This window comes from Nocardioides albidus (assembly GCF_006335005.1).
Classification (GTDB): Bacteria; Actinomycetota; Actinomycetes; order Propionibacteriales; family Nocardioidaceae; genus Nocardioides; species Nocardioides albidus.
On record NZ_VDMP01000018.1, the window covers coordinates 106,947 to 131,429 of the forward strand.

Here is a 24,483-nt window from a genome sequence, read left to right on the forward strand (position 1 = left end):
CCGGCGAGCAGCGGCCACAGGCTGCGCACGACGAGGGCGAGCGCGGTGGCGCCGAGCATGACCATGAGCAGCCGGGTGAGGGCCTGGTCGAGGCTCAGCTCGCCCTGGGCGGCGCGGATCGCGGCCGGAGAGGCGACGAGGGCGGCGAGCACGAAGACGCGCAGGTCGAACATCCTCAGACCCCCGCCCCGACGGCCCCGGCGAGCCCGCGGGCCCCGGCGCCCGAGACGACCGCGACCGAGCGCACCTCGTGTGCGGCTCCCAGCTCGGCGTACGAGAAGACGGGCAGGCGCTCGACGGTGGGCCCGACGAGGCGGCGTACGGCGGCCCGCAGCGCCGGCGCGCACACGAGGACCGGGCGTACGTCGGCGTTCTCGGCGCCCTGTGCGGCCTGGGCGAGACCGAGCAGCACCTGCTGCGCGGTGTCGGGATCGAGGACGATCACGGCGCCCTGCTCGGTCGGGCGCAGGCCCTCGAGCATCTGCTGCTCGAGGCGGGGATCGAAGCTGATCGCGTGCAGCACGCCGTCGGTGACGAACGGTGCGGCGAGCGCGGGCTCCAGCGCGGCGCGGGCCGCGTCGACGAGCCCGTCGAGGTCCTTGCTGACCGAGGCGCGGACCGAGAGCGCCTCGAAGATCCGGACGAGGTCGCGGATCGGGATGCGCTCGTCGAGCAGGGCGCGGAGCACGCGCTGCACCTCGCCGAGCGGCAGCAGCGTCGGGGTGAGCTCCTCGATGACGACCGGGTGGCTCCGCTTGACGACGTCGGTGAGCAGCCGGACGTCCTCGCGGCCCAGCAGCCGGCTGGCGTGCTGGTGGACGATCTCGGCCAGGTGGGTGGTGAGGACCGAGGCCCGGTCGACGACCGTCGCGCCGCCGATCTCGGCCTGGTGCCGCAGCTCCGCGGGGATCCACTTGGCATCCAGCCCGAACACCGGCTCGCGCGTCGGCGTGCCGGGCAGCGAGCCGAGGAACTCGCCGATCGCCAGCACCGTGCCGCGCGGCGCCTCGCCACGCGCCACCTCGGCGCCGTACAGGGTGATCGCATAGGTGTTGGCCGGCAGCTCGAGGTTGTCGCGGGTGCGGACCGGCGGGATGACGATGCCGAGCTCGCCCGCCACCTTGCGGCGCAGGGCCTTCACGCGGTCGAGCAGGTCGCCGCCGGAGCGGCTGTCGACGAGGTCGATCAGGTCGGCGGAGAGCTCCAGGCCGAGCGGGTCGACGCGGATCTCGGCCACCAGGGCCTCGGGGGTGTCGGCGGCCCGGTCGAGCTCGGCGGCGCTCGTCTGGGGGTCCGCGGCCGTCGTACGGTCGCCCGCCGACTCGTCGACCCGGCTCGCCCCCAGCAGCATCAGCCCGCCCGCGACCAGGAACGGCAGCTTGGGCAGGCCGGGGATCGCGCACAGCGCCAGCGCGCCGAAGCCGGCGACCCGCAGCGGCATCTTGCGCGCGAAGATCTGGCCGACGATGTCGGAGCCCATGTCGGAGTCCGCGACCGCGCGGGTCACGATCAGGCCGGTGGCGACACTGAGCAGCAGCGCGGGCACCTGGGAGACCAGGCCGTCGCCGATGGACAGCAGCGAATAGGTCTGGATCGCCTCGCCGAACGGCATGCCGTACTGGGCCACGCCGATCGCGAAGCCGCCGAGCAGGTTGACCAGGGTGATCACGATCGCGGCGATCGCGTCGCCCTTCACGAACTTCGACGCACCGTCCATCGCGCCGTGGAAGTCGGCCTCGGCATGCACCTCCGCGCGCCGGCGCCGGGCCTCCTCCTCGTCGATGAGACCGGAGTTGAGGTCGGCGTCGATCGCCATCTGCTTGCCCGGCATCGCGTCGAGGGTGAACCTCGCGCCGACCTCGGCCACGCGTCCGGCGCCGTTGGTGATGACCACGAACTGGATGACGAGCAGGATCGCGAACACGATCAGCCCGACGATCAGCGAGCCGCCGACGACGAAGTGCCCGAACGTGTCGATCACCTTGCCGGCGTACCCGTCCAGCAGCACCAGCCGGGTCGCGCTCACGTTGAGGGCCAGCCGGAACAGCGTCATCACGAGGATGACCGACGGGAACGCCGAGAACTCCAGGGGCTTGTGGATGAACATCGCGACCATCAGCACGAGCAGCGCCCCGGTGATGTTGAGCGCGATCATCAGGTCCAGCACCACCGCGGGCAGCGGCACGACGAGCATCACGACGATCAGCACGATGCCCAGGGGGACGCCGAGGCGGGTCAGGCTCTTCACGGACATGCGGCGGGTACAGCCTCTCGACGAGGGTGTGCGCCGTCCGTGGCACTGCGGGGTGGCGCCGTCCTGGCGTCGCAGGCTCCATCGGCCGGTCGGGGGTGTGGATGAGGGGTTGACGCGCTGCATGAATCCCCAGATGTCCGGGGATTCATGCGCCCTCCACGCGCCGGCGGCGCGAGAGCGCCAGCACGTCCGGCAGGTCGTCGGTACGACGGGGGGTGCGGTGCTCGCCGCCGTGGTGACCGGCGCTGCGGCGACTGAGCACGAACGCGAGGACCTGGGCGACGGCGGCCCACAGCTCGCGCGGGATCTCCTGGCCGACCTGGCAGTGGCGGTAGATCGCCCGCGCCAAGGGCACGTCCTGCACGAGCGGCACCCGCTCCTCGGCCGCGACGGAGCGGATCCGCGCAGCGATGGCGCCGGCGCCGCGGGCCACGACGCGGGGCGCGCCCTGCTCGGGGTCGTAGCGCAGAGCGACGGCGACGTGGGTCGGGTTGACGAGGAGCACGTCGGCGGTGGCGACGTCGGCGATCATCCGGTTCCGCGCCGCGGCCAGCTGGCGGGCGCGGATCGCGCCCTTGAGCAGGGGATCGCCCTCGGCCTGCTTGTGCTCCTGCTTGATCTCGTTGTGGCTCATCCGCAGCTGCTTGCCGATCCGGCGGCGCATCATCGCGTAGTCGGCGGCCGCCATCGCGAGCCCGGCGAGGGCGACGGTGAGCACCAGACGGGAGACCTGGTCGGTGACCTGGTGGAGCACGACGCCGATCGGGAGCAGTCCGCCGACCAGGGGCATCATCGCCTTCACCGCACCCCACGCGAGGAAGGCGACGACGGAGCTCTTGACGAGGACCTTGACGCCCTCCCAGACCGCGTGGGGGCCGAAGAGCCGCTTGGCGCCCTTGAAGGGGTCGAGCTTCTTGGGGTCGGGCTTGACGAGCTTGGGGGAGAGGAAGAAGCCGCCCTGCGCGAGCGCGGACACGACCCCGATCACGAGCACCATCGCGCCGAGCACGATGAGGGCGAGGAAGACGTGCCGGGCGCCGTCGCCCAGCAGGGTCAGGGCCAGCGACACCGACGGGTCCTCCGCGGAGCGCAGCGAGGTGGCCATCATGGTGCGCAGCGCGCCGAGCTCGTGGTCGAGCAGCGGGCCCATCGCCAGCGACACCACCAGCAGGCCCAGCCAGCCGCCGAGCTCCGGCGTCCGCGGGACCTGGCCGTCCTTGCGGGCCTGCTTCTTCCGCTTGGGTGTGGGCTTCTCGGTCTTCTCCTCGCTGCCCGCCATCAGCTCGCTCCCGCCATGCTCGCCATCGCCTCGTTGGCGTAGGCGACCAGCCGGTCGAGCGCGCCCGGCAGCATCGGGAAGGACAGGCCCAGCAGGAGCAGGGTCATCCCGACCTTCGCCGGGAACATCATCGACAGCGCGTTGAGCTGGGGTGCGACCTTGGTGAGCAGCGCGAGCGCCAGGTCGGCGACGAAGAGCACCGCGATCATCGGCAGCGCCATCTGCACGGCCACCGTGAAGAACATCGAGAACGCCGTCACGAGGACGCCGTCCCAGCTCGAGATGTCGGGCATGCCCGTCAGCGGCAGGTAGCGGAAGGTGCTCAGCAGACCGCCGATCACGATGAGGTGGCCGCCGGACACGACGAGCAGGGCGGTCGCGAGCAGTTGGTGGAAGCGACCGAACACGGTGTTGGAGTTCATCGCCAGCGGGTCCCACGCGGCGGCGAGGGCGAAGCCTCCGAAGACGTCGACGAGCGAGCCGGCCGCGCCGATCGCCGCGAACAGCAGCATCGTCACGTAGCCCATGGCGAGACCGATCAGCGCCTGGGCGGCTGTCGCCATCACCAGCCCGGGCGTCGTACCGGGCAGGTCCTGGGCGGCCAGCGTCGGCGCCATCGCGAGGGAGAGCCCGAGGGCGAGCACGACCTTGGCCATCGTGGGGATGCCGCGCGACGCGAAGGGGGGTACGACGACCAGCCACGCCACGACCCGCACCGAGGCGAGGAGCAGGGCGCTGAGCGCGGCACCGTCGACGGAGAGGACCACGGTGGCTAGACGAGAAGGCCGGGGAGCAGGTCGAACAGCTCGCGGGTGAAGGCCATCAGGGTGTGCAGCATCCAGTTGCCGCAGAAGAGCAGGGCGAGCCCCACGCCGACCAGCTTGGGCACGAACGCGAGCGTGAACTCCTGGATCTGCGTCATGGACTGGAACAGCGAGATGACGAAGCCGATGGCGAGCGAGGTCGCGAGGATCGGCGCCGACAGCTTGAGCGCCACCAGCATGGTCTTGAGGGCGATCTCGATGATCGCGGTGTCGGTCATGGCGTCGTCCTCCGCTAGCCGGTTCCGTACGACGCGACGAGCGCCTTGATCACCAGCGCCCACCCGTCGACCATCACGAACAGCAGCAGCTTGAACGGCAGCGACACCATCACCGGCGGCATCATCATCATGCCCAGGCTCATCAGCGCCCCGCTCACCACGATGTCGATGACGAGGAACGGGATGAAGATGATGAACCCGATGACGAAGGCGTCCTTGAGCTCGGAGAGCACGAACGCCGGGATCAGGGTGGAGGTCGAGACGTCGTCGCGGTTCTCGGGCAGCTTGCGGTCGGCGACGCTGGTGAGTAGCTGCAGCTCGCCGTCGTCGGTGTTGTCGAGCATGAAGGCGCGCAGCGGCTCCATGCCGTCGTGGAAGGCCGCCGAGGTCGTCTTGTCCCCGTCGAGGTAGGGCTGCACGCCGTCGTCGTTCATCTGCGAGAGGACCGGCGCCATGATGAACAGGCTCAGGAAGAGCGCGAGCCCGGCGAGCACCTGGTTGTTCGGGGTCTGCTGGAGGCCGAGCGCGTTGCGGGTCAGGCCCAGCACGACGAGGATCTTGGTGAAGCTGGTGCAGGTCAGCACGATGGCCGGGAGCAGGCTGAGCAGGGTCAGCGCGAGGAAGACCAGCAGGCTGTGGCTGGGCTTGTCGGTCATCCCGGACAGGTCGATCTGGACCGTGCCGCCCTTGCCGGGCCCGCCGGGGCCCTTCGGCCCGTTGGGGTCGGCGGCCGCCAGGGCGACCCTGGTCAGCGCCAGTGACAGGGACGTCACGAGGCCTTCTTCCCGGTGACGGCCGCCATGGCGTCCTTCCAGGTCTGCGGCGACAGCACGGAGCCGGACAGGCCGTTCGACGAAGTGCCGGTGAAGGACCGCCGAGGTGCCAGATCAGGCACGTCTTCCGGACCGGTGTTGGCACCTCGAGGGGACTCTTGTGGCACCTCGTCGGTCGCGGCCAGGTCCAGCCCGATCTCGTCCGGCTCGACCTCGGCGAGGAGGGTGATCTGCTGCTCGGTGGTGCCGAGCACGAGGAGCCGGGTGCCGACCGAGACGACGGCGACGCCCTGGCCGCGCCCCAGCGCCTGGCGCTGCACGACCTGGATGGTGGCACCGGCCGGCGCCTTGAACCGCTTGTTGACCGTGCGCGCGATGAGCAGCAGCAGCCCGACCACCAGCGCGAGCGAGCCGACCAGGCGGATGGCCAGCTCCCCGAGACCCGCGCCTCCAGCACTGTCGGGCATCGTCAGACCGCGGCGTTCGCGTCGAGGATCTCGGTGACCCGCAGCCCGAAGTCCTCGTCCACGACCACGACCTCGCCGCGGGCCACGAGCCGGCCGTTGACGAGCAGGTCGGCGGGGCTCCCGGCGGCGCGGTCCAGCTCCAGGACCGCGCCCGGGGTGAGCGCGAGCAGGTCCCGCACGGTCATCCGGGTCCGGCCGAGCTCGACGGTGACCTCCATGTCGACGCCCTGGAGAAGCTCGAGGCCGCGGGGCGGCGCGGCCGTGGCGAACGCCGGGACGAACGGCGCGGGCGTCTCGCCGGTGCTGTCGGAGCCGGCGCCCGTCGTACCGAGGTCGGTCGGGCGCTCGGCGTCCTCGGCGAGGGGCTCACGGGCCCCGGCCAGGGTGGTGTCCGGGACGAGTACGGCGGCAGCGATGCCGGCGCCGATGAGCGGGACCGTCGTGAACGAGCCGCCCAGCTCGGCGGCGACGTCGTAGCCGTCGGCGTCGAGGTCGATCGTGCGGGCGGCGCGGGCGTGGGCGCCGAGCTGACGGGCCGCGGCGTCGAGCGCCGGCTGGACCGCCGAGGCGACGTCGAGCGCGCCGAGCGGGCTGGCGGCCAGCGCCTCGACGAGCTCGGTGCCGACGAGGACGGCGACCGCCCCTGGCACGCCGCCGTCGAGCTCGGCGATCGCGCCGCCGGCGAACGCCGCCGTGACGTGCGGCGAGCCCGGCTGGGCCGGCCCGGGCATGAGCGGGGTGACCGCCGGCAGGGACGCGGCGACCGTGACCGCGAGGGCCTCGGCGAGCAGGGTGGGCTCCAGTACGTCGGACATGGGGATCAGGACTCCTCGGGCGTGGTGACGATCAGGGCGGCGAGGCGCTGGCCACGGGCGCCGGGGGTGGCATGGGCGAAGGTGTTGCCGGCGACGGTCACGTCCAGCGGCGCGGACGCCGGGTGGGAGAGCCGCAGCACGGATCCGGGCCGCAGGTCGGCCAGGGTCGAGGGGTCGACGGGGATCGGCCGGAAGCGGACGGCCACCGCGACGGGCACCCGCTGGAACTGCTCCTGCAGGAGGTGCGCGGACTGAGCCCGCTGGGCCCGCTCGCGGTCGGACACCGCGCCGTTGCCGCTCGCGGTGGCGAGGTGGGGGAGCAGGCCGCTGAACGGCAGGCAGACCGACATCCGGTGAGCCCGCTCGCCGATCCTGAGCTCGAGGGTCACGACGACCATCACGTCGGCGGCGCTGGCCACCTGGGCGAACTGCGGGCTGTACTCGACGCCGCTCACGGTGGGCTCGAGGGTCACGATGCCGTCGAGCGCGTAGCGCATCTCGCCGAGCAGACGCTCGACGAGACCCCTGAACACGCTGTCCTCGATCTCGGTCAGCGGCCGGTCGGGCTGCGTGTCGGAGCCGGGCCCGCCGAGCATGTGGTCCAGGCACGACATGGTCGCGAACAGCGGGATCTCCAGCACCCCGGTGCCCGGCATCGGGTCCGCGCTGAAGAGCGTCATGTACGTCGACGGGCCGAGGCTGTCGACGTACTCGGCGTAGGTGCGCTGCTCGATGCCCGCCGGCGCGACCGTACACACGGTGCGCAGCGAGCTGGTGAACACCGTCGTCGCCTGGCGCGCGAAGCTGTCGAAGCCGAGCTGCAGGGTGCGCTGGTGCTCGCGCGAGAGCTGGATGGGACGCCGGAAGTCGTACGGCATGGGTTCGGCCGTGCGAGGGCGCCGGCGCGGCCGCTGGAGGGTCACGACGAGCCCATCGTCGCCGCCGGATCCGACCTGAGGGGTCCCCGGGACGCCGAGCGGTCAGGGTCCCGTGGTCACAACGGGCTACTCGGGGTCCCGGGGTGGGGCCCGATTCAGCGCGGCAGCGTGGCGCCCCGCGGCGAAGCCGCGTCGGGCGACGCCCGCGGGCCGAGCGAAGCGAGTGCCCGGGCGGCGAGCCCGACAGGCGACACGCTCGCGCCAATTCATTGCGTGACGAACTCGGTGAAGTACACCTCCATCACCTCGTGGTGGTAGCGCTCCTCGAGCTTGTGCAGCAGCTGCTTGCGCAACGCCTCGCGGACCTCGGGCTTGTTGACCTCGCCGACGGGGAGCCCGCTGAAGACGGTGATGGCGGAGTCGAGGGCCTTGCTGCCGTCGACCTCGTGGGCGGACTCGGTCAGCTGCAGCGCCATCCCCAGGCGCAGGTAGTGGCCGCCCGCGAGGTTGACCTGGATCGCCTCGAGGGTGACGACCTCGCCGGGCTTGGGACCGGACTCGCCGGAGGGCTTGAGCAGGAAGAACCAGGCGCCCCCGCCGACGAGGGCGAGGAGGAGCACGGCGATGCCGATCGTGCGGCCCTTGCCGCCCTTGCGGGGGGTGTCCTCTGCGGTGGCCGCGGGTGCGGTGACGGTCGTGGTCACGACGGGTCCTCTCCTCGGGAGCGGGTGGGTACGCCGGCCGCGGCGTGCGGCCCGGAGGCCGTGCCGTCGCCGGCGGGGTCGGTGGGCAGGCCGTCGAGTCCGGCCTCGCGGCGCAGCTCGTCGTACGCCTGTCCCATCAGGGCGCGGGTCTCGGCCGGCTGCTGGCTGAGCACGAGGATGTCGACGCGCTTGTTGACGCGCTGCGACCCGTGTCGGGCGGGGTCGACGAGCGGCTTGGTGTGGCCGAACCCCGTCGCGCGCAGGCGGCGGGCGCGGATCCCGTGGCTGTCCTCGAGCCGGTGCAGCACGTTGGCGGCCCGGGCCAGCGACAGCTCCCAGTCGGAGGGGTAGTACCGCGGCTTCACGGGCTCCTGGTTGGTGTGCCCGTCGAGCTCGATCGGCTCGGTCAGGTCGGCGAGCACGGGCGCGATCGTGTCGACGACGCGGCGTCCACGCTCGGTCAGCTCGGCGATGTCGGGCTCGAAGACCACGTGCTGGGAGACGAGGCTGACGACCAGGCCGCGCTCGTCGATGGTGGCGCGCACGTCGTCGCGCAGGCCCTGGTGGCGCAGCGCCTCGTCGATGCGCTTCCAGACCTTCAGCAGCCGGTCGACCTCCGCCCGCGCGGCGCCCTGGGCCCGCTCGTTCTTCAGCCGGGCGGCCTCGTCGAGGATCTTGGTGACGTTCTCGCGCTGGCTCTCGGGGACCTGCGCGAGGAGCATCTCGTACGACGCCTCGCCGGGGTCGCCGACGCCCTTGGCGTTGCTGACCGGGCTGGCTCCGGTGAGGATCGACTGCTCGCGGCCGAAGCCCTCGGCGAGGCCGTCCTTGAGCTGGGCGTACTTCCTCTCGTCGACCGTCGACATCGCGAACATGACGATGAACAGCACCATCAGCAGGGTCACCATGTCGGCGTACGTGACGAGCCAGCGCTCGTCGGCGTGGGCCTCGTCGTGCTCGTCGTCGTGGTGCTTGCGTCGCGGCGGCCCGTGGCCCTTCGCCTTGCCGGCGGACATCAGGCGGCCTCCTGCTCGCCGGTGCCCGTCGGCAGCAGCGAGCGGAGCTTCTCGGCGACCAGGCGCGGGTTGGCGCCGGCCTGGATGGCCGCGACGCCCTCGATGGCGACCTCCATCCGCGCGCACTCGAGCTCGCCGAGCCGCTTGAGGCGGTTGGCCAGCGGCAGCCACACGACGTTGGCGGACATGACGCCCCACAGGGTGGCGACGAAGGCGCCCGCGATGAGGTGGCCGAGCTCCTCGGGGGAGGCGAGGTTCTCGAGGACGTGGACCAGGCCCATGACGGTGCCGATGATGCCGATCGTGGGCGCGTACCCGCCCGCGTCGCTGAAGAACTTCGCGGCCTGCTTGTCGTCGCGCTTCTTGGCGCGCAGCTCGGCCTCGAGGATGTCGCGCACGTCCTCGGGGTCGGTGCCGTCGATGGCCATGGTGACGCCCTTGACGAGGAACGGGTCGTCGATGTCGCGCAGGCTGTCCTCGAGCGCGAGGAGGCCCTCGCGACGGGCCCGCTCGGCGAGCGAGACGACCTGCGGGACGAGCGCGTCGGCCGGCTCGACCGAGCCGCTGATGGCGCGCTTGACGTTGGTGCCGGCGGCCTTCGCGTCGGCCATCGTGCCACCGGCGACGGTGACCATGACGGTCGTGCCCAGCACCAGCAGCATCGGAGGGAGCAGGATCAGGCTCATCGGGTTGCCACCCTCGAGCACGTTGGCGGCGATGATGATGACCAGGCCCAGGGCGATCCCCACCGGGGTGGCGATGTCCTTCTTCACGGGGTCACTCCTCGCGGCGGTACGGCGGACAGCCGGTTCTGGCGCGACGGGCGCACCGGTACGACACTGGCAGCGTCCGGCAGCGCGGCGCGCGCCACGATCGCCGAGCGGTATTCGATGACCGCCTCGCGGACCTCCTCGAGGGACTCCGCGACGATGTACTTGGTGCCGTCGACGAGGGTCACCACGGTGTCCGGGGTGCAGTCGACGCGCTCGAGCAGGTCCGCGTTCAGCAGGAACGCGGTCCCTGAGAGTCGGGTCAGCGAGATCACCGTGGCACCTCCGTGTGCGTGGCTCGGACGTCTGCGCGTCCGGGGCCGGGTCGGGAGCACCGTCCGTGGTGCTCCGGTCTCCTCATCGGCCGGCTGCGACAGTCCCTGACCAAAAGCACCGGTTTCTCGGGGGTCGCGGTGCTTTCGGGCAGGGACTGTCGCAGTGGGGGCCGATCAGCGCTTGATGTTGACGAGCTCCTCGAGCACCTGGTCGCTGGTGGTGATCACCCGCGAGCTGGCCTGGAAGCCGCGCTGGGCGAGGATCAGGTTGGTGAACTCGGCCGACAGGTCGACGTTGGACATCTCCAGCGCACCGGCCTGGATCTGGCCGCGCTGACCCTGGCCGGCGATGCCGAGCTGGACGGCGCCGGAGTTGGCGGACTCGCGGAAGGCGGTGTCGCCCACCTTCTCCAGGCCCATCGGGTTGGTGAAGTCGGCGACGGCGAGCTGGCAGATGTCGCGCTGGACGCCGTCGGAGAAGACGCCGCGCACCTTGCCGTCGGCGCCGATGGAGTAGGACTTCAGGTCCACGCCGGCGGGCAGCGAGCCGTTGATCATGGTGAGGTCGACGTCGACCGCGCCCCCGGTCGGCGCGCCCGCGGCGTCGAGGGCGTAGCCCTGCACGCGCATGCCGGACGGCGAGACGAGCACGCCCGACTGGTCGAAGGTGAACGCGCCGGCGCGGGTGTAGACGTTCTCCTGGCCGTCGCGCAGCACGAAGAAGCCGTCGCCGTTGAGCATGACGTCGGTGGCCCGGCCGGTCAGCTGCGCGGAGCCCTGCCCGAAGTTCGCCATGGTGGCGGCCAGCTGTACGCCCAGGCCGACCTGGATGGGGTTGGTGCCACCGCGCTCCGCGTTGCCGCCCGACGACGCGGTCAGCATCTGGCTCAGGGTGTCGGAGAAGACGGTGGTGCTCGACTTGAAGCCCGTCGTGTTGGCGTTGGCGATGTTGTTGCCGGTGACGTCGAGCATGGTCTGGTTCACGCGGAGGCCGGAGATTCCGGCGAAGAGCGAGCGAAGCATGGTGGTTCTCCCTCGTGCTGTCGGGTGCTGTCGGGTGCTGTCAGGCGGTGGTGGACGGAGTGCCGCTGGGCGGCACGGAGGTGCCACCACCGGTGGTGGTGGGCGCCTTGATCGTGGGAGCGTCGCCGACGCTGATCACGTCGGTGACGGGGACGGACTTGCCGTCGATGCTCAGCACCGGCCCGGTGTTGAGATAGGTGGTGCCCTGGACCGTCCCGGTCTGCTCGGCCCCGCTGGCGTCGTACCAGCGCACGGTCTGGCCGATCAGCGAGCTGGCGCCGAAGGCCAGCTGGGTGCTGACCATCAGGGCCGACTGCTCGGCGATGTCCTGCATCTTCTCCAGGGCGGTGAACTGGGCCGTCTGGGCCAGGAACTGCGAGGAGTCGGTGGGGTTGAGCGGGTCCTGGTACTTCATCTGCGCCACCATCAGCTGCAGGAACAGGTCCTTGTCCTCCTTCGTGGAGGTCCCGGACGCGCCCGGCGTGCCGCCGGCGCCGGTCGGTGCGGTGCCGGTGACGCCGTAGCCGACGCCTTCGGTGCTGGAGACGGACATCGGGTGCTCCTCACAGACTCCGGTCGAGCTGACCGGCGGGGGTGGTGGTCGGGTTCGGGACCGGCGCCACGGGCGCAGGCTCGGGTACGTCGCGCCGCTGGCGGCGCTGCTCGGAGTCGCCCGAGGAGCGGTTCCAGGCCGAGGCGCCGTCACCCTGGGTGTCGGCCGAGAACGTGCCTTGGCTGCTGGGCTGGCCGGACGGGAGTGCCGGAGGTGCCGGGGGTGCCGGGGTGGCGAACGGGTCGCGGACCACGACCCGCGCCTCGGTCGCTCCGGAGCGTTCGAGCAGGTGCTGCAGCTCGACGACCCCGGAGCTGAGCGCCCGGTGCACGGCGGCGTTCCCGGCCGCGTCGCCGGCGTTGCCCGCCAGCCGCACCTGCACCGCGCCGTCCTTGACCACCAGCGTCACCCGGACCTCCCCGAGCTGCTCGGGCTGCAGGGTGAGCGTGATCCGGTGCGTCCCGGGGCGGTCGGTCGGCGTACTGCTCACCAGCCGGGTCACCTCGGGAAACACCTGCTGGACCACCGCCCGCTCCACCGTCGGAGACGAGGCCGGTGGTTGCGGGGAGACCGGTGGTCGAGGTGCGACGAGCGCAGTGCCCACCGGTGGTGGAGGTGCGACGAGCGCAGTGCCCACCGGTGGTTGAGGTGCGCCGAGCCCAGCATCGGCCGGTGGTTGAGGTGCGCCGAGCGCAGCGTCCGCCGGTGGTTGAGGTGCGACGAGCGCAGCGAGGAGCCTCGGACCCTCCGGCTCTGCGGGTGTGGTGGTTCCGAGGCTCGGCGCCGGGGCGCCCCGCACCTCAACCGGCGCAGAGATGTCGGCCGGTGGTCGCGGTGCGACGAGCGGAGCGAGGAGCCTCGGAGCCTCCGGCTCCGCAGTGGAAGTAGGGGTGGTGGTTCCGAGGCTCGGCGCCGGGGCGCCTCGCACCTCGACCACCGAGGGCACCTCGACCACCGAAGCGGACGGGAGGGCGGCGAGGAGCGCGGCGGCGAGGGCGTCGCCGAACACGACCCCCTGACCTCCCGGCTGCTCGGTCGCGGCGGGGGCGCCGTCGGTGGGCACCGGGATGGGGAGGCCGGGCTGGAACGGAACGACGCTCATCTCAGCTCACCATCGCCATCACGTTGCGCACGTAGTTCTGGGTCTCCTTGTAGGGCGGGATGCCGCCGTAGCGCGACACGGCGCCGGGACCGGCGTTGTACGCCGCCAGCGCGAGCTCGGTGCGGCCGAACCTGTCGAGCAGCGAGCGCAGCAGCCGCGCCCCGCCGTCGATGGCCTGGGCCGGGTCGAACGGGTTGGTGACGCCGAGCCCCTTGGCGGTGCCGGGCATCAGCTGCATGATTCCCTGCGCCCCGGCCGGGCTGACCGCCTTGGGATTGAAGCCGGACTCCTGCTGGGCGACCGCGGCGATGAGCCGCGCGGGCACGCCGGTGCGCGCGGCGGCGGCGTCGATGAGGTCGGCGTACGGCGTGCCGGCGGCTGCCCGCCCCGCCACCCCCGAGACCGGCGAGGCGGCGGCGCCCGAGGCCGGCCGGTCGATGATCCGCCGGATCACGTCGGGCGTGGACGGGACGTCGACGACGCGGATGTCGAGGCCGGTGCGGGGGGCCTCGATCATCTTGCCGCCGCCGATGTAGATCGCGATGTGGTCGACACCGTTGTTGCGGCTCGAGTTGTCCCACGCGATCAGGTCGCCGGGCTGGGCCTCCGCCATGCTGGCGACCGGCCGACCCGCGGTCGCCTGCTGGTTCGAGACTCGCGGCAGGTCGTAGCCGAGGTGCTTGTAGACGGTCTGCACCAGGCCGGAGCAGTCCATGCCCTTGGTCGGGTCCGTGCCGCCCCAGATGTAGGGGAGGCCGATGTACTTGCGCGCCTCGGCGACCACCTGCTCGCCGGTCACGCCCCCGGCGGCGCCGCCGGTGACCTGGGCGCCGCTCATCTCGGCGGCGAACGCGCCGCTCGTGCTGCCGGTGCTGCTCGTGCGGGCGGTGGCGAACTGCGCGAGCCGCGCCTGGAGTTCGCTGATCCGGGCGGTGACGTTGTCGATGGTCATCGCTCGTGGTCCCATCGCTGGCCTCGCGCCCAGGCCTGCGCGGCCAGGTCGTCGGCGTCGCGGGCCGCGCGTCGCTCCGCGTCGGTACGACGGCGGGCGGCGCGTCGCTCGAGCAGGTGCTCGACCGCGGCGAGCCGGGCGTGGTCGGCGCCCCACCTGGCGCGGGCGTCGACGGTGACGACGTGAGCGCTCGCGGCCAGGGCTCGGGTCTCCTCGACGAGGACGCCGGTGTCGGCGAGTCGGGCACGGCCGGCCACGAGCTCGGCGGTCGTGGCCACCGCGGGAACGAGCGCCTGCGCGATGCTGGACTCCAGGGTGTGCAGGCGGGAGGTGACGGCGGCCTCCTCGGCGAGGACCCGCTGCAGGCCGATCCGGCTGTCGGTCTCGCGGACCTCGCGGACCCGGGCCACGGCGGCCAGGCCGCGGTCCTCACGGTGCGGGCGGTGGGTGCGGCTCATGACGCGATCACCTGGCTCAGCTGGTGCCAGGCGTCGGTGCGGGCGGTGATGTCGTCCATGGACTGGCGGAGGAACTCCTCGATCTGGGGCAGGCGGGCGAGGGCCGCGTCGGCGTCGGCGTCCGCGCCGGCGACGTACGCGCCGATCTCGACGAGCTCGCGGACGGAGCGGTGGGCCGCGAGCATCCGGCGCAGCCGGGTCGCGTGCTGCTGCTGCTCGGGGGTGGTGACGGCGCGGTGGACGCGGGAGATCGACTCGAGCACGTCGATCGCGGGGAAGTGGCCCGCGGTGGCGAGGTCGCGCGAGAGCACGACGTGGCCGTCGAGGATGGATCGCGCGGTGTCGCCGATCGGGTCCTGCAGGTCGTCGCCCTCGACGAGGACGGTGTAGATGCCGGTGATCGAGCCGGTCGCCGAGGTGCCCGCGCGCTCGAGGAGGCGCGGCAGCAGGCCGAAGACACTGGGCGGGTAGCCGCGTGTGGCGGGCGGCTCGCCGGCGGACAGGCCGATCTCGCGCTGGGCCATGGCGACCCGGGTGAGCGAGTCCATCATGAGGACGACGTCGCGGCCGCTGTCGCGGAACCACTCGGCGATGCGGGTGGCGGTGAAGGCGGCGCGCAGGCGCTCGACGGCCGGCGCGTCGGAGGTGGCGACGACGACGACCGAGCGCGCCAGGCCCTCGGGGCCGAGGTCGCCGTCGATGAACTCCCGCACCTCGCGGCCGCGCTCGCCCACCAGGGCGATCACGTTGACGGCGGCGTCGGTGCCGCGGGCGATCATCGAGAGCAGCGACGACTTGCCGACGCCGGAGCCGGCCATGATCCCGATCCGCTGGCCGCGACCGAGGGGGACGAGCGCGTCGAGTGAGCGGACGCCGGTGCCGAGCGGCTCGGTGATCCGCGGACGGCTGAGCGCGTCGGGGGTGTCGTGCTCGGTGGAGACCGACGTGAGGTCGAGGACGTCGAGCGGCAGGCCGCCGTCGACGGGGCGGCCGAGTCCGTCGAGCACGCGGCCGAGCAGGTCCTCGCCGATGCGGATCCGCAGCGGGCCCCCGGTGGAGCGCACGAGGTCTCCGGCCCGCACCCCGGTGGTGGTGCCGAGCGGAAGGCAGACCGCGCTGCCGGAGCGCAGGGCCGCCACCTCGGCGAGCAGCGGGCCGCTCGTCGTACCCACCTCGAGGAGGTCGCCGACCGCCGCGCCGGGCAGGCCGCGGACCTCGAGGTGGAGGCCGACGAGCTCGGCGACGGTGCCGAGGCGCAGGGGAGCGGCGGCCTCGAGGGCGCGGTCGCGAAGGGGGGAGACGAAGCACGGGGCGGTGCTCATGACAGGACCTCCCGGACCCGGGCCATCGCCTCGCCGATGCGCAGGTCGACCACCGAGCCGTCGGCACCCTCGACGAGCGCGTCGGCGGGGCCGAGCGCCGGGTCGGCGACGATCTCCAGGCCGCGCTCGGCGAGCTCCTGCACGGCCGGCGATCCGGCCGCGGCGGGGTGCATCCGGACCCGGCCGACGGGGGCCGGAGGGAGCACCTGCAGGACGCGGGCGACGACGTCCTTCGGTCCCAGGCGGGCGACCTCGGCGCCGATCACCGTCGTGGTGAGCGACCACGCGAGCTCGGTCGCCTGGTCCTCGACCGCGCGTGCCAGGTCGTCGAGCAGGCCCCTGACCTGCTCGGCGGCCCGCCCCAGCGCGTCGAGCGCCGTTCGGTGCTCCGCGTCGCGTCGGGCTTCGGCCTCGGCGTGGACGGCGGCGCGCCGGGACTCCTCGTGCGCCGCCTGCTCGGCGGCGGTACGACGGCCCTGGGCCCAGCCCACGGCGTACCCCTGCGCCCGCGCGGCGTCGCGGGCCTCCGTGGCGATCCCGTCGAGGAGCGACTCGGTGACCGGGTCGCCGAGCACGCTGGTCCCGCCCAGGCGGGTCCAGGTGCCGACCCGCAGCTCCGGGAGGCTGACCTCGGCGTACCGCTCAGAGGACGAACTCATCGTCGCTCCCTCGGCGGACCATGATCTGGCCCTGCTCCTCGAGCTGGCGGATGGTGCGGATGACGCCCTGCTGGGCCTCCTCGACCTGGGCCAGGCGCACGGCGCCGAGCAGCTCGACCTCGTCGAGCAGGTTCTCGGCCGCGCGCTCGGACAGGTTGGAGGTGATCTTCGTGCGGACCGCGTCACTGACGCCCTTGAGGGCCAGTGCGAGCTCGGCGGTGTCGACCTGGCGCAGCACCTGCTGCACCGAGCGGTCGTCGAGTCCGACGATGTCCTCGAACATGAACATCCGGCTCTTGACCTCGTCGGCCAGCGCGGGGTCGAGGCCCTCGAGGCCCTCGACGATCTGGCGCTCGGTCGGGCGGTCGGAGCGGTTGATGATGTTGACCAGCGGGTCGACGCCGCCGACGCGGGAGACCTCGGCGGGCTGCAGCATCGAGGACAGCTTGCGCTCGAGGACGGCCTCGACGGTGCGAACGATCTCGGGCGAGGTCCGGTCCATGACCGCGATGCGGTGGGCCACGACGGCCTGCTGGTGGGCGGGCAGCCCGCTCAGCAGCAGGGACGCCTTGTCGGCGGCCATGTGGGCGAGGACGAGCGCGATCACCTGCGGGTGCTCGTCGGCGATGAAGCTGCGCAGCTGCGCGGGATCCGCGCGGTGCAGGAACTGGAAGGGCATCTGGACGGCCGCCGCGTGCAGCCGCTCCATGATCTCCTTGGCCCGCTCCGGACCCAGCGACTGCTCGAGGAGCTGCTGGGCGAACCCGAAGCCGCCCTGGGTGACGTGGGCGTGGGCGGTCGCGAGGTCGTGGAACTCGGTCAGCACCTGCGCGGTCTCCGAGGCGGACACCGCGTCGAGGCGGGCGATCTCGCCCGAGATCGCCTCGACCTCGGCGTCACTGAGGTGCGCCATCACCTGGGCCGCGCGCTCCTTGCCCATCTGGATGAGGAGGACGGCGGCCTTGCGGACGCCCATCCCGACGAGGGCCGAGCCGGCTCCGGACACGGTCATCATGCTCATTCCGGGGTCCCCGATCGAGTGTTCGCGGAGGAGCGAAGCGGAGGAGCGGAGCATCGATTGGGGCGGATCATGGCCGCGGCTCCACGAGCCAGCCGCGCAGCAGGGCGGCGACGTCGTCGGGCTGGCGGTCGACCAGGGCGATCAGCTCCTCACGCATCGACTCGTCCTCGTCCGTCTCGGACGACTCGAGGGCGGCCAGGGCCGGGGCCTCCAGCTGGGCGGTGCGGCTGGCGGCATCGGTCCGCAGCTGCTCGACGACGTAGGCGCGGGCCTCGTCGCGGACCTTGGCTCGGCGCCGGCCCTGGAGCCAGGCGAGCAGGACCATGAGGGCGATGCCGCCGGCGATGCCGATGTTGCGCAGCAGGTCGTTGCGCCGCGCTGCGGCGTCCGCGGCCTTCGCGGCCTTCAGCTCGGCGGCCGCGGCCTTCTCGGAGCTGCGGTCGAAGGCCATCGTCGACACGTCGATCGTGTCGCCGCGGTCGGCCTTGATGCCGACCGCGCTGCTGATCAGGTCCTTGACGACCTGCGGCTGGACGGCCGCGGCGGCGGTGGCGTCGAGGACGGCCCCGATGTGCAGGCTGTTGATCGAGCCGGGCGCCTTCTCGCGGTGCTCGACGGTCTCGTCGACCGCGTTGTCGCGGGTCCTGGAGGTGTTCTTGTACGACGAGTCGCCGCCGGTCCCGGCGGTGCCGGGGTCCATCTGGCCGTCGGGGCCCACGACGCCGCCGGCGCCGTTCGTGCCGGCTCCTGCGGGGCCGGCGTACGTCTCGTTGGTGGAGGACTCCGACAGCGGCGGGATGTTCTCCTTCGCGCCGTAGGTCCGGCTGTCGGTGACCGCCTTGTCGAAGTCGAGGTCGGCGGTGACGGTGACCGTCGAGTTGCCCGGGCCGAGCACGCGGTCGAGGACCGCCTGGATGTCGGCGCGCATGGTGTCCTGGAAGGCCGCGACCTGCTTGGCGCGGGTGGACGCGGCGCCCGCGCCGCCGTCGGCGGTCGGGTCGAGGGTGAGGAGCTTGCCGCTCGCGTCGGTGAGCGTGACGTGCTTCGGGTCGAGCCCGTCGATGCTCGACGCGATGAGGTGGACGATCGCCTGGACCTGCTCCTCGTCGAGGGAGGTGCCCGGCTCGGTGTCGACGAGGACCGACGCGGTGGGCGGGTCCTGCTCGTCGGTGAAGACCTGCTTCTCCGGGATCGCGAGGTGCACGACCGCGGTGTCGACGCCGTGGATGGCCTCGACGGTCTTGGCGAGCTCACCCTCCATGGCGCGCTTGAAGTTGGTCTGCTCCTGCGACTCCGAGGTGGACAGGCTCTGCTTGTCCAGCAGGCTGTAGCCGCCGTCGGTGCTGGCGGGCAGGCCCTTGCCGGACAGGGTGATCCGGGTGCCGTACACCTCCGAGCGCGGCACCATGATCGTGCCGCCGCCGCCGGCGATCTCGTAGGGCACGCCCTGGGAGTCGAGCTCCTCGATCACGGCGCTCGCGTCGGTGCCGGAGAGGTTGGAGTAGAGGGGCGCGTAGCTGGGGGTCGACACCCAGCGGAACACCATGAAGACGGCGATCAGCAGGGCCGCCGTACCGATGACGGCGACGGCCTTCTGCCCGGCCGTGAAGCCGCCGAAGGTGTCGCGGGCGCGCGTGAGATAACGCGTGAGGCGCTGTTGCATCGTGACTTCCTCAGACCTGCATCCGCATGATCTCGTTGAACGCCTCGACCGCGCGGTTGCGCAGGGAGACGGTCAGCTGGCTGGCGACGGAGGCCTCGCTGGCCGCGATCGTGTAGTCGTGGATGTTCTCGAGCTTTCCGGTGGCCGCCTGGACGGCGAGGCCGTCGGCCTTGTCGGTGAGGCCCTCGAGCCGGTCGAGACCGTCGAGGACCAGCGAGCCGAACTCGGTGTCGCCCGGACCGCTCGCGGGGGCCGCGTGCTGCGCGGGCGTGGGGGCGGCGATCGGGCCGAGCGCGCCGGCGCCGGACACGGAGGGGAACTGCAGCGGCATGATGTCCATCAGCGCGCACCGATCTGCAGGGCCGCGCCGTAGGTGTCCTGGGCGGTCTTGGTGACCTGCACCGACGCCTGGTAGCCGCGCTGCGCCATGACGAGCTGGCTCATCTGCGCGGCCATGTCGATGTCGGGCATGCGGACGTAGCCGTCCGCGTCCGCCAGCGGGCTGTTCGGGGAGCTGACCATCCGGCCTTCGGGATCGCCCTCGGCGAACCCGCCGACGTCGACGCCGCCGTCCGAGCGGGAGTCGAAGACGACGTACGTCGCCTGGAAGGCGTCCTCGCTGGTCCGCTTGGCGGTGTTGGCGTTGGCGATGTTGCCGGCCAGCGCGTCGAGCCAGACCTGGTGTGCGCCGAGCGCGGTGTTCGCGATCCGCAGCGTCTCGAAGGCACCCATCAGGCGGCACCGCCGGCCATCATGTTGAGGCGCGAGTCGCGGTCGCTGATCGCGCGGCCCATGATCTGGTACTGGTACTGGGTCTGCATCGCGGCGATCGTCTCCTTGCGGAGGTCGACGTTGTTGTCGTTGGCCCCCACCGGGGTCCCGGTGGCCGCCACGGTCGCGGTGAGCCCGCCGGTGGTGGCCCGGCCGCGCTCGATGGCGCTGGACAGCGCGCTCTCGAACTCGACGCTGCGGGCCCGGAAGCCCGGGGTGTCGACGTTGGCGATGTTGTCGGCGATCACCTGCTGGCGCTGGGACAGCCCGTTGATCGCTGAGTGCAAGACGAAGCCGACGCCGTCGGACGCTGCGAAGGACACGGTCGATCTCCTGAGGAGGCACCCGTCCCCGGGGACTCCGCGCCGGGCGCGGGAGGGGCGGTGCGACGATGCCGGTCCTTCGGCAAGGGTTGAGCAATCCTTCGCTCACGTGGCTGATCGGTCGCCCACCCCCCGACCTGAGTCCGCAGCCGTGGGATTTGGTCCCGACTATCCCGTCCGATCGATCCCCCCGATCCGCCCCCTCACCCCCGCCGGGGTGCTAGCTCGGCCGAGGTGCCACCCCGGTACCGCCGAGGTGCCAGCCCGGTACCGCCGAGGTGCCAACCCGGTACCCCCGAGGTGTCAGAGACGGGCCGCGGGTCGGGCGCCGCCTGGCACCTCGTGGGTACTTCCGTGGCACCTCGGCGGTACTTCCGTGGCACCTCGCGGGTCAGAGCAGTACGACGGACACCAGGCCGGTCCCGTATCCCGCGATGTCGACCGTCAGGTCCTCGCGGCGACCCAGGGTGAGGGTGCTGATCCGCAGCTGGGGGTCGAGGGGCGGGCCGGCGGGGTGGAGGGCGTGCAGGCGCAGGTGGTCGGCGCCCTCGACGTTGAACATCGACGCGGCGATGTTGAGCACCTCGTAGAGGTTCTCGGCGATGGTGTCGGTGATCTTGCCGTCCGCGATCGCGGCGAGCGCGTCGCCGACCGGGATCAGGCCGATCGAGGCACCCGCGTGCGCGGAGAAGGACAGGTCGCAGGCGATCAGCGCGCTGATGCGGAGGCTGTCGTCGACGTACACCGCGATGGAGGCGGCGGTGTCGGGGCCCGGGGCGAAGGGCGCCGACGGGCCGAGGGTGACGTCGCGGCCCAGCAGATCGGCGAGCAGGTCGCGCAGCTGCTTGGGCTGGGGCAGGTGGACGGCCATGTCGGCGACCCGCCTCAGATCACGCTGCGGAGGGCGTCGTCGAACGCCTCCGGGGTGAACGGCTTGGCGATGAGGAAGGCCGCGCCGGCGGAGGTGGCCCGCTCGCGCATCTCCTCCGAGCCCTCCGAGGTGACGAACCCGAAGGCGACCGTCGAGCCCGACGCCCGCAGGGCGGAGAGGCAGTCGATGCCGTTCATCTCGGGCATGTTCCAGTCCGACAGCACGAGGTCCGGCGACTCGGTCCGCACCATCTCCAACGCCTGCCGGCCGTTCTCGGCCTCGACGATGTCGTGGCCGCCGTGCCCGGCCTGGCGCAGGGTGCGGATCACGATCTGCCGCATCACGCGGCTGTCGTCGGCGATCAGGATCTTCATCGGGGTCCTTCCTGGGGGATGTGCACGGAGATGCGCAGCGGCGCGTCGCGCCAGACGAGGTCGAGGCGGCAGGCCAGGGCGGTGTCGCTCGCGAAGGCCGCGCGTCCGGCGGCGACGGCCGGGAGCGAGAGAACGCTCGGACCCGGCATCAGGCTCTTCACGTTGCCGCCGACCATGTTGACCAGCTCGCCGACGGCGTCGGCGACGTCGCTGTCGCTCGGGGCCTCGTCGGCGGGCAGGTCGAGCATCTGCGTCGTCAACCGGCGGGCGAGGGCCTCGTCGAGCTCCACGGTCACCGCGCCCTGCCAGCCACCGCTGATCGTCGTCACGGACGACCAGGCGGCGGCGTCGAACGGCGATCCCGGAGGTACGGCGCGCGGCAGCAGCGGGTCGTCGTCGCCGACGAGCGCCAGCCAGACGTCCTCGGTCACGGCGAGCAGGTCCTCGACGGCCGGCGCGTCGACGGCAGTCATCGTCGTACTCATGCCGTCACCGCGCTCTCCTCGGGCAGCAGCCCGAGCAGCGAGAGCTTGTCGACGATCGCGTCGGCGGTGAACGGCTTGATGACGTATTCGTGCGCACCCGCCGCGAGGGCGCGCACGATCTGGCGCTGCTCGCTCTCGGTGGTGACCATCATCAGCGTGATGTCGCGCCACTCGGGGTTCGCCCGCACCTCGGTGATGAACGTGTAGCCGTCCATCACCGGCATGTTCCAGTCGACCAGGCACACGTCGGGTACGACGCCCGCGTGCAGCTGGTCCAGAGCGGCCTGGCCGTGCTCGGCCTCACTCGTCTCGAAGTCCAGTCCGGTCACGATGCGGCGCAGGATGCTCCGCATCGCCCGGGAGTCGTCGATGATCATCGCTCGCACGGTCAGGCTCCTGTGCTGGTGAGGGACGGGCTGGTGAGGGACGGGCTGGTGGTGCCGGTCGGAGGGGTCGGACCGCTCAGGAACGTCCGGACCGGCGCCCGGCGGTACGTCGGCACCCGCCCGATCTGCTCACGCTGCCAGGCGGCCGCGAGATCGGCCGGCATGTCGAGGGTGGTCTCCGACGAGCCGAGCAGCAGGTAGCCGTCGTCGGCCACCATCGGCAGCATCCGCCGCAGGATGTCGGCCTTGGTGGTGGCGTCGAAGTAGATGAGCACGTTGCGCAGCCACACGACGTCGAAGGTGCCGAGGCCGGCGTACGGCGCCGCGAGGTTGAGGTGCTTGACCGTGACCCGCTGGCGCAGCCGCTCGGCGATCTCCCAGTCGCGGCCCTCGCGCGTGAAGTAGCGCACCAGGCTGGTGGCGGGCAGGCCGCGGTTGACCTCGACCTGGCTGTAGCGGCCGGCGCGGACGCGGTCGAGCATCGCGGTGGAGATGTCGGTGGCGACGATCTCGTAGCTCCATCCGGCCGGCAGATGCTGGTCGAGCAGCATGGCGATGGAGTACGCCTCCTGGCCGCTGGAGCAGGCCGCGCTCCAGATGCGCAGCCGGCGCGCGGCAGCGCGCCGCTCGAGCAGCGCAGGCACCATCGCCTCGGTGAACGCCTGATAGGGCGTGTGATCGCGGAACCAGCTGGTCTCGTTGATGGTGAGGGCGTCGATCACCTTGCGCCGCTCCTCGGCGTCGAGCGCCAGCCGCGCGACGTACTCCTCCAGACCGAGGCCGCGGGCTGCCGCGAGCGGGTTGAGTCGCGCCTCGACGAGGTACTCCTTGCCCTCGTCGTACACCATCGACGTCTCCCGCCGGACGAGCGCCGAGACGGACGCGAAGGTGGTGGACGTCGTCATGCCCGCCCCATCGGCGGCCTCCCAGGCGACCTGAGCGCTCAGACCCTGGGGCGTCGCGCCGATGGGGGAGTCGTGACGCAGATCAGGGTGCTCGTCGTCGACGACTCGGCATTGGTACGACGACTCGTGACCACCGCGCTGCGGCAGGCCCCCGACATCGAGGTCGCCGGCGTGGCCCGCGACGGCCTCGAGGCCGTGCGCATGGTCGGCGAGCTCCGGCCCGACGTCGTCACGCTCGACATCGAGATGCCGAACCTGGACGGACTCGGCGCGCTCACACAGATCCGCGACCAGCACCCCCGGCTGCCGGTGATCATGTTCTCCACGCTCACCGAGCGCGGCGCGACGGCGACCCTCGACGCGCTCTCGCGCGGGGCGTCGGACTATGTCACCAAGCCCTCCAACACCGGCCAGATCGCCGACGGGATCGCGGCGATCCGCGACCAGCTGGTGCCCCGGATCCGTGCCCTGGCCGGCATCCGCAAGCTCACCCCCGGGGTGTCGGCTCCCGTCGTCCGGCGCGAGCGTCCCGCCCTCGCGGCCGTCTCGGCGCTGCTCATCGGCTGCTCGACCGGCGGTCCCGACGCTCTCGCCCGGCTGCTGCCGCGCCTGCCCGCGGACCTGGGTGTCCCCGTCCTCGTCGTCCAGCACATGCCGCCCGTCTTCACCACGATGCTCGCGCAGCGCTTGGACAAGGTCTCCGCCCTCACCGTGCGCGAGGCGGTCGACGGCGAGCCCGCCCGCCCCGGAGAGGTGCTCATCGCCCCGGGCGACTTCCACATGCGCCTGCGGCGCTCGCCCGCCGGGATCCGGGTGGCCCTCGACCAGGGACCGCAGGAGAACTTCTGCCGTCCCGCCGTCGACGTCCTCTTCCGCTCCGCCGTCGAGCCGTACGGCGCCGGCGCACTCGCCGCGGTCCTCACCGGCATGGGCCAGGACGGCCTCGCCGGCGCCCGCGACCTCGCCGCCACCGGCGCCCGCATCCTCGTCCAGGACGAGGAGAGCTCCGTCGTGTGGGGCATGCCCGGCGCCGTCGCCGGCGCCGGCCTCGCCGACGACGTCCTCCCCCTGGACCAGCTCGCCGACCGGATCATCGCCACCGTACGCCGCTCCCGCGCCGCCTGACCCCGTCGTCGAGGTGCGAGGAGAGCTGGCGACGAGCCTCGAGACCACCGGGCATCACCGTCGGCGCGGGTGGTTTTCCCCTGTGCACAGGCGGGATTCCGGTGTCGGGGTTGTGTCGTACCCCCTTGGGAGGATGCCGTCATGGATCTCGGAACCCAGCCCCGTTCGACAGCCGCTCTGCTGTCGCGCGTGCGGGACCGGATCCACTCCCGCAACA

30 protein-coding genes are annotated in these 24,483 nt (G+C 72.4%); 1 reads left to right on the forward strand and 29 read right to left on the reverse strand.

Going from position 1 to position 24,483, the window contains the following annotated elements:
* Positions 1–175: 175 nt before the first annotated feature.
* The 29 genes from flhA to FHP29_RS05755 form a co-directional block, all read right to left on the reverse strand.
* Positions 176–2,254 (reverse strand): flagellar biosynthesis protein FlhA, encoded by a 2,079-nt coding sequence (gene flhA, locus FHP29_RS05615; protein WP_139621866.1) that lies wholly within the window; start codon positions 2,252–2,254, stop codon positions 176–178.
* A 145-nt stretch (positions 2,255–2,399) separates the two neighbouring features.
* Positions 2,400–3,533 carry an EscU/YscU/HrcU family type III secretion system export apparatus switch protein gene (locus FHP29_RS05620; protein ID WP_139621867.1) on the reverse strand — a complete coding sequence of 378 codons (1,134 nt, stop codon included), beginning with the start codon at positions 3,531–3,533 and terminating at the stop codon, positions 2,400–2,402.
* Positions 3,533–4,300, reverse strand: coding sequence for a flagellar biosynthetic protein FliR (locus FHP29_RS05625; protein ID WP_139621868.1), 768 nt, complete (start codon positions 4,298–4,300; stop codon positions 3,533–3,535). Before FHP29_RS05625 ends, FHP29_RS05620 begins: the two co-directional genes overlap by 1 nt.
* A 5-nt stretch (positions 4,301–4,305) precedes the next feature.
* Positions 4,306–4,575 (reverse strand): flagellar biosynthesis protein FliQ, encoded by a 270-nt coding sequence (fliQ, locus tag FHP29_RS05630; protein WP_139621869.1) that lies wholly within the window; start codon positions 4,573–4,575, stop codon positions 4,306–4,308.
* 14 nt (positions 4,576–4,589) lie between these two features.
* Complete coding sequence (fliP, locus tag FHP29_RS05635; protein WP_240044331.1) at positions 4,590–5,348, reverse strand: flagellar type III secretion system pore protein FliP; 759 nt, start codon at positions 5,346–5,348, stop codon at positions 4,590–4,592.
* A complete protein-coding gene (locus FHP29_RS05640) occupies positions 5,345–5,815 on the reverse strand; it encodes a flagellar biosynthetic protein FliO (RefSeq protein ID WP_139621871.1) in 471 nt (156 codons plus the stop codon). The genes fliP and FHP29_RS05640 overlap by 4 nt, the downstream gene beginning before the upstream one ends.
* A gap of 2 nt (positions 5,816–5,817) precedes the next feature.
* Positions 5,818–6,630, reverse strand: coding sequence for a flagellar motor switch protein FliN (fliN, locus tag FHP29_RS05645; protein WP_139621872.1), 813 nt, complete (start codon positions 6,628–6,630; stop codon positions 5,818–5,820).
* 5 nt (positions 6,631–6,635) lie between these two features.
* Positions 6,636–7,508 carry a flagellar motor switch protein FliM gene (locus tag FHP29_RS05650; protein ID WP_139621873.1) on the reverse strand — a complete coding sequence of 291 codons (873 nt, stop codon included), beginning with the start codon at positions 7,506–7,508 and terminating at the stop codon, positions 6,636–6,638.
* A 266-nt stretch (positions 7,509–7,774) separates the two neighbouring features.
* Positions 7,775–8,212 (reverse strand): flagellar basal body-associated FliL family protein, encoded by a 438-nt coding sequence (locus tag FHP29_RS05655; protein ID WP_139621874.1) that lies wholly within the window; start codon positions 8,210–8,212, stop codon positions 7,775–7,777.
* Positions 8,209–9,228 carry an OmpA/MotB family protein gene (locus tag FHP29_RS05660; protein ID WP_139621875.1) on the reverse strand — a complete coding sequence of 340 codons (1,020 nt, stop codon included), beginning with the start codon at positions 9,226–9,228 and terminating at the stop codon, positions 8,209–8,211. Before FHP29_RS05660 ends, FHP29_RS05655 begins: the two co-directional genes overlap by 4 nt.
* Complete coding sequence (locus FHP29_RS05665; RefSeq protein WP_240044332.1) at positions 9,228–10,001, reverse strand: motility protein A; 774 nt, start codon at positions 9,999–10,001, stop codon at positions 9,228–9,230. Before FHP29_RS05665 ends, FHP29_RS05660 begins: the two co-directional genes overlap by 1 nt.
* Positions 9,998–10,273: a flagellar FlbD family protein gene (locus tag FHP29_RS05670; protein WP_139621876.1), complete on the reverse strand. Its 276-nt coding sequence runs from the start codon at positions 10,271–10,273 to the stop codon at positions 9,998–10,000. Before FHP29_RS05670 ends, FHP29_RS05665 begins: the two co-directional genes overlap by 4 nt.
* 174 nt (positions 10,274–10,447) lie before the next feature.
* The gene (locus tag FHP29_RS05675; protein ID WP_139621877.1) at positions 10,448–11,296 is read right to left on the reverse strand and encodes a flagellar hook protein FlgE; all 849 of its coding nucleotides are present in this window, start codon (positions 11,294–11,296) and stop codon (positions 10,448–10,450) included.
* 40 nt (positions 11,297–11,336) lie between these two features.
* Positions 11,337–11,849 carry a flagellar hook capping FlgD N-terminal domain-containing protein gene (locus FHP29_RS05680; protein WP_139621878.1) on the reverse strand — a complete coding sequence of 171 codons (513 nt, stop codon included), beginning with the start codon at positions 11,847–11,849 and terminating at the stop codon, positions 11,337–11,339.
* A gap of 10 nt (positions 11,850–11,859) precedes the next feature.
* On the reverse strand, positions 11,860–12,387 hold the full coding sequence (locus tag FHP29_RS05685; RefSeq protein WP_158296487.1) for a flagellar hook-length control protein FliK: 528 nt from the start codon (positions 12,385–12,387) through the stop codon (positions 11,860–11,862).
* 565 nt (positions 12,388–12,952) lie between these two features.
* Positions 12,953–13,903, reverse strand: a complete 951-nt coding sequence (locus tag FHP29_RS23090; RefSeq protein WP_139621880.1) for a transglycosylase SLT domain-containing protein — start codon at positions 13,901–13,903, stop codon at positions 12,953–12,955.
* Positions 13,900–14,361 carry a hypothetical protein gene (locus tag FHP29_RS21575; protein WP_158296488.1) on the reverse strand — a complete coding sequence of 154 codons (462 nt, stop codon included), beginning with the start codon at positions 14,359–14,361 and terminating at the stop codon, positions 13,900–13,902. The genes FHP29_RS23090 and FHP29_RS21575 overlap by 4 nt, the downstream gene beginning before the upstream one ends.
* Positions 14,358–15,683 carry a FliI/YscN family ATPase gene (locus FHP29_RS05700; RefSeq protein ID WP_139621882.1) on the reverse strand — a complete coding sequence of 442 codons (1,326 nt, stop codon included), beginning with the start codon at positions 15,681–15,683 and terminating at the stop codon, positions 14,358–14,360. Before FHP29_RS05700 ends, FHP29_RS21575 begins: the two co-directional genes overlap by 4 nt.
* Complete coding sequence (locus FHP29_RS05705; RefSeq protein WP_139621883.1) at positions 15,680–16,342, reverse strand: FliH/SctL family protein; 663 nt, start codon at positions 16,340–16,342, stop codon at positions 15,680–15,682. The genes FHP29_RS05700 and FHP29_RS05705 overlap by 4 nt, the downstream gene beginning before the upstream one ends.
* Positions 16,326–17,363, reverse strand: coding sequence for a flagellar motor switch protein FliG (gene fliG / locus FHP29_RS05710; protein ID WP_139621884.1), 1,038 nt, complete (start codon positions 17,361–17,363; stop codon positions 16,326–16,328). Before fliG ends, FHP29_RS05705 begins: the two co-directional genes overlap by 17 nt.
* Positions 17,364–17,430: 67 nt before the next feature.
* Complete coding sequence (fliF, locus tag FHP29_RS05715; protein ID WP_139621885.1) at positions 17,431–19,026, reverse strand: flagellar basal-body MS-ring/collar protein FliF; 1,596 nt, start codon at positions 19,024–19,026, stop codon at positions 17,431–17,433.
* Positions 19,027–19,036: 10 nt separating this feature from the next.
* On the reverse strand, positions 19,037–19,366 hold the full coding sequence (gene fliE / locus FHP29_RS05720) for a flagellar hook-basal body complex protein FliE (RefSeq protein WP_240044333.1): 330 nt from the start codon (positions 19,364–19,366) through the stop codon (positions 19,037–19,039).
* Positions 19,366–19,758 (reverse strand): flagellar basal body rod protein FlgC, encoded by a 393-nt coding sequence (locus FHP29_RS05725; protein ID WP_139621886.1) that lies wholly within the window; start codon positions 19,756–19,758, stop codon positions 19,366–19,368. The genes fliE and FHP29_RS05725 overlap by 1 nt, the downstream gene beginning before the upstream one ends.
* Entirely contained in the window at positions 19,758–20,120 is a 363-nt protein-coding gene (flgB, locus tag FHP29_RS05730; protein WP_139621887.1) for a flagellar basal body rod protein FlgB, read from the reverse strand. The genes FHP29_RS05725 and flgB overlap by 1 nt, the downstream gene beginning before the upstream one ends.
* Before the next feature lie 391 nt (positions 20,121–20,511).
* Entirely contained in the window at positions 20,512–20,991 is a 480-nt protein-coding gene (locus FHP29_RS05735) for a hypothetical protein (protein WP_139621888.1), read from the reverse strand.
* A gap of 14 nt (positions 20,992–21,005) precedes the next feature.
* Positions 21,006–21,365: a response regulator gene (locus FHP29_RS05740; RefSeq protein WP_139621889.1), complete on the reverse strand. Its 360-nt coding sequence runs from the start codon at positions 21,363–21,365 to the stop codon at positions 21,006–21,008.
* Positions 21,362–21,838, reverse strand: coding sequence for a chemotaxis protein CheX (locus tag FHP29_RS05745; RefSeq protein WP_139621890.1), 477 nt, complete (start codon positions 21,836–21,838; stop codon positions 21,362–21,364). The genes FHP29_RS05740 and FHP29_RS05745 overlap by 4 nt, the downstream gene beginning before the upstream one ends.
* A gap of 8 nt (positions 21,839–21,846) precedes the next feature.
* Positions 21,847–22,227, reverse strand: a complete 381-nt coding sequence (locus FHP29_RS05750; protein ID WP_205013905.1) for a response regulator — start codon at positions 22,225–22,227, stop codon at positions 21,847–21,849.
* 11 nt (positions 22,228–22,238) lie between these two features.
* Positions 22,239–23,141: a CheR family methyltransferase gene (locus FHP29_RS05755; protein ID WP_139621892.1), complete on the reverse strand. Its 903-nt coding sequence runs from the start codon at positions 23,139–23,141 to the stop codon at positions 22,239–22,241.
* A gap of 72 nt (positions 23,142–23,213) precedes the next feature.
* Between FHP29_RS05755 and FHP29_RS05760 the strand changes: the two genes are divergently transcribed.
* Positions 23,214–24,266, forward strand: coding sequence for a protein-glutamate methylesterase/protein-glutamine glutaminase (locus FHP29_RS05760; protein WP_240044334.1), 1,053 nt, complete (start codon positions 23,214–23,216; stop codon positions 24,264–24,266).
* Positions 24,267–24,483: the final 217 nt, after the last annotated feature.

What these genes read in the sequence shown, in the direction of transcription:
- fliG (WP_139621884.1), bottom strand. Translation starts at nt 17,363, where the DNA reads ATGAGCATGATGACCGTGTCCGGAGCCGGCTCGGCCCTCGTCGGGATG.
- FHP29_RS05740 (WP_139621889.1), bottom strand. Translation starts at nt 21,365, where the DNA reads ATGAAGATCCTGATCGCCGACGACAGCCGCGTGATGCGGCAGATCGTG.
- FHP29_RS05675 (WP_139621877.1), bottom strand. Translation starts at nt 11,296, where the DNA reads ATGCTTCGCTCGCTCTTCGCCGGAATCTCCGGCCTCCGCGTGAACCAG.
- FHP29_RS05650 (WP_139621873.1), bottom strand. Translation starts at nt 7,508, where the DNA reads ATGCCGTACGACTTCCGGCGTCCCATCCAGCTCTCGCGCGAGCACCAG.
- FHP29_RS05620 (WP_139621867.1), bottom strand. Translation starts at nt 3,533, where the DNA reads ATGGCGGGCAGCGAGGAGAAGACCGAGAAGCCCACACCCAAGCGGAAG.
- FHP29_RS05725 (WP_139621886.1), bottom strand. Translation starts at nt 19,758, where the DNA reads ATGGGTGCCTTCGAGACGCTGCGGATCGCGAACACCGCGCTCGGCGCA.
- fliQ (WP_139621869.1), bottom strand. Translation starts at nt 4,575, where the DNA reads ATGACCGACACCGCGATCATCGAGATCGCCCTCAAGACCATGCTGGTG.
- FHP29_RS05705 (WP_139621883.1), bottom strand. Translation starts at nt 16,342, where the DNA reads ATGAGTTCGTCCTCTGAGCGGTACGCCGAGGTCAGCCTCCCGGAGCTG.
- FHP29_RS05660 (WP_139621875.1), bottom strand. Translation starts at nt 9,228, where the DNA reads ATGTCCGCCGGCAAGGCGAAGGGCCACGGGCCGCCGCGACGCAAGCAC.
- FHP29_RS21575 (WP_158296488.1), bottom strand. Translation starts at nt 14,361, where the DNA reads ATGAGCCGCACCCACCGCCCGCACCGTGAGGACCGCGGCCTGGCCGCC.
- FHP29_RS05745 (WP_139621890.1), bottom strand. Translation starts at nt 21,838, where the DNA reads ATGACTGCCGTCGACGCGCCGGCCGTCGAGGACCTGCTCGCCGTGACC.
- FHP29_RS05700 (WP_139621882.1), bottom strand. Translation starts at nt 15,683, where the DNA reads ATGAGCACCGCCCCGTGCTTCGTCTCCCCCCTTCGCGACCGCGCCCTC.
- FHP29_RS23090 (WP_139621880.1), bottom strand. Translation starts at nt 13,903, where the DNA reads ATGACCATCGACAACGTCACCGCCCGGATCAGCGAACTCCAGGCGCGG.
- FHP29_RS05680 (WP_139621878.1), bottom strand. Translation starts at nt 11,849, where the DNA reads ATGTCCGTCTCCAGCACCGAAGGCGTCGGCTACGGCGTCACCGGCACC.
- FHP29_RS05640 (WP_139621871.1), bottom strand. Translation starts at nt 5,815, where the DNA reads ATGCCCGACAGTGCTGGAGGCGCGGGTCTCGGGGAGCTGGCCATCCGC.
- fliF (WP_139621885.1), bottom strand. Translation starts at nt 19,026, where the DNA reads ATGCAACAGCGCCTCACGCGTTATCTCACGCGCGCCCGCGACACCTTC.
- flhA (WP_139621866.1), bottom strand. Translation starts at nt 2,254, where the DNA reads ATGTCCGTGAAGAGCCTGACCCGCCTCGGCGTCCCCCTGGGCATCGTG.
- fliN (WP_139621872.1), bottom strand. Translation starts at nt 6,630, where the DNA reads ATGTCCGACGTACTGGAGCCCACCCTGCTCGCCGAGGCCCTCGCGGTC.
- FHP29_RS05750 (WP_205013905.1), bottom strand. Translation starts at nt 22,227, where the DNA reads ATGATCATCGACGACTCCCGGGCGATGCGGAGCATCCTGCGCCGCATC.
- FHP29_RS05735 (WP_139621888.1), bottom strand. Translation starts at nt 20,991, where the DNA reads ATGGCCGTCCACCTGCCCCAGCCCAAGCAGCTGCGCGACCTGCTCGCC.
- fliE (WP_240044333.1), bottom strand. Translation starts at nt 19,366, where the DNA reads ATGGACATCATGCCGCTGCAGTTCCCCTCCGTGTCCGGCGCCGGCGCG.
- FHP29_RS05755 (WP_139621892.1), bottom strand. Translation starts at nt 23,141, where the DNA reads ATGACGACGTCCACCACCTTCGCGTCCGTCTCGGCGCTCGTCCGGCGG.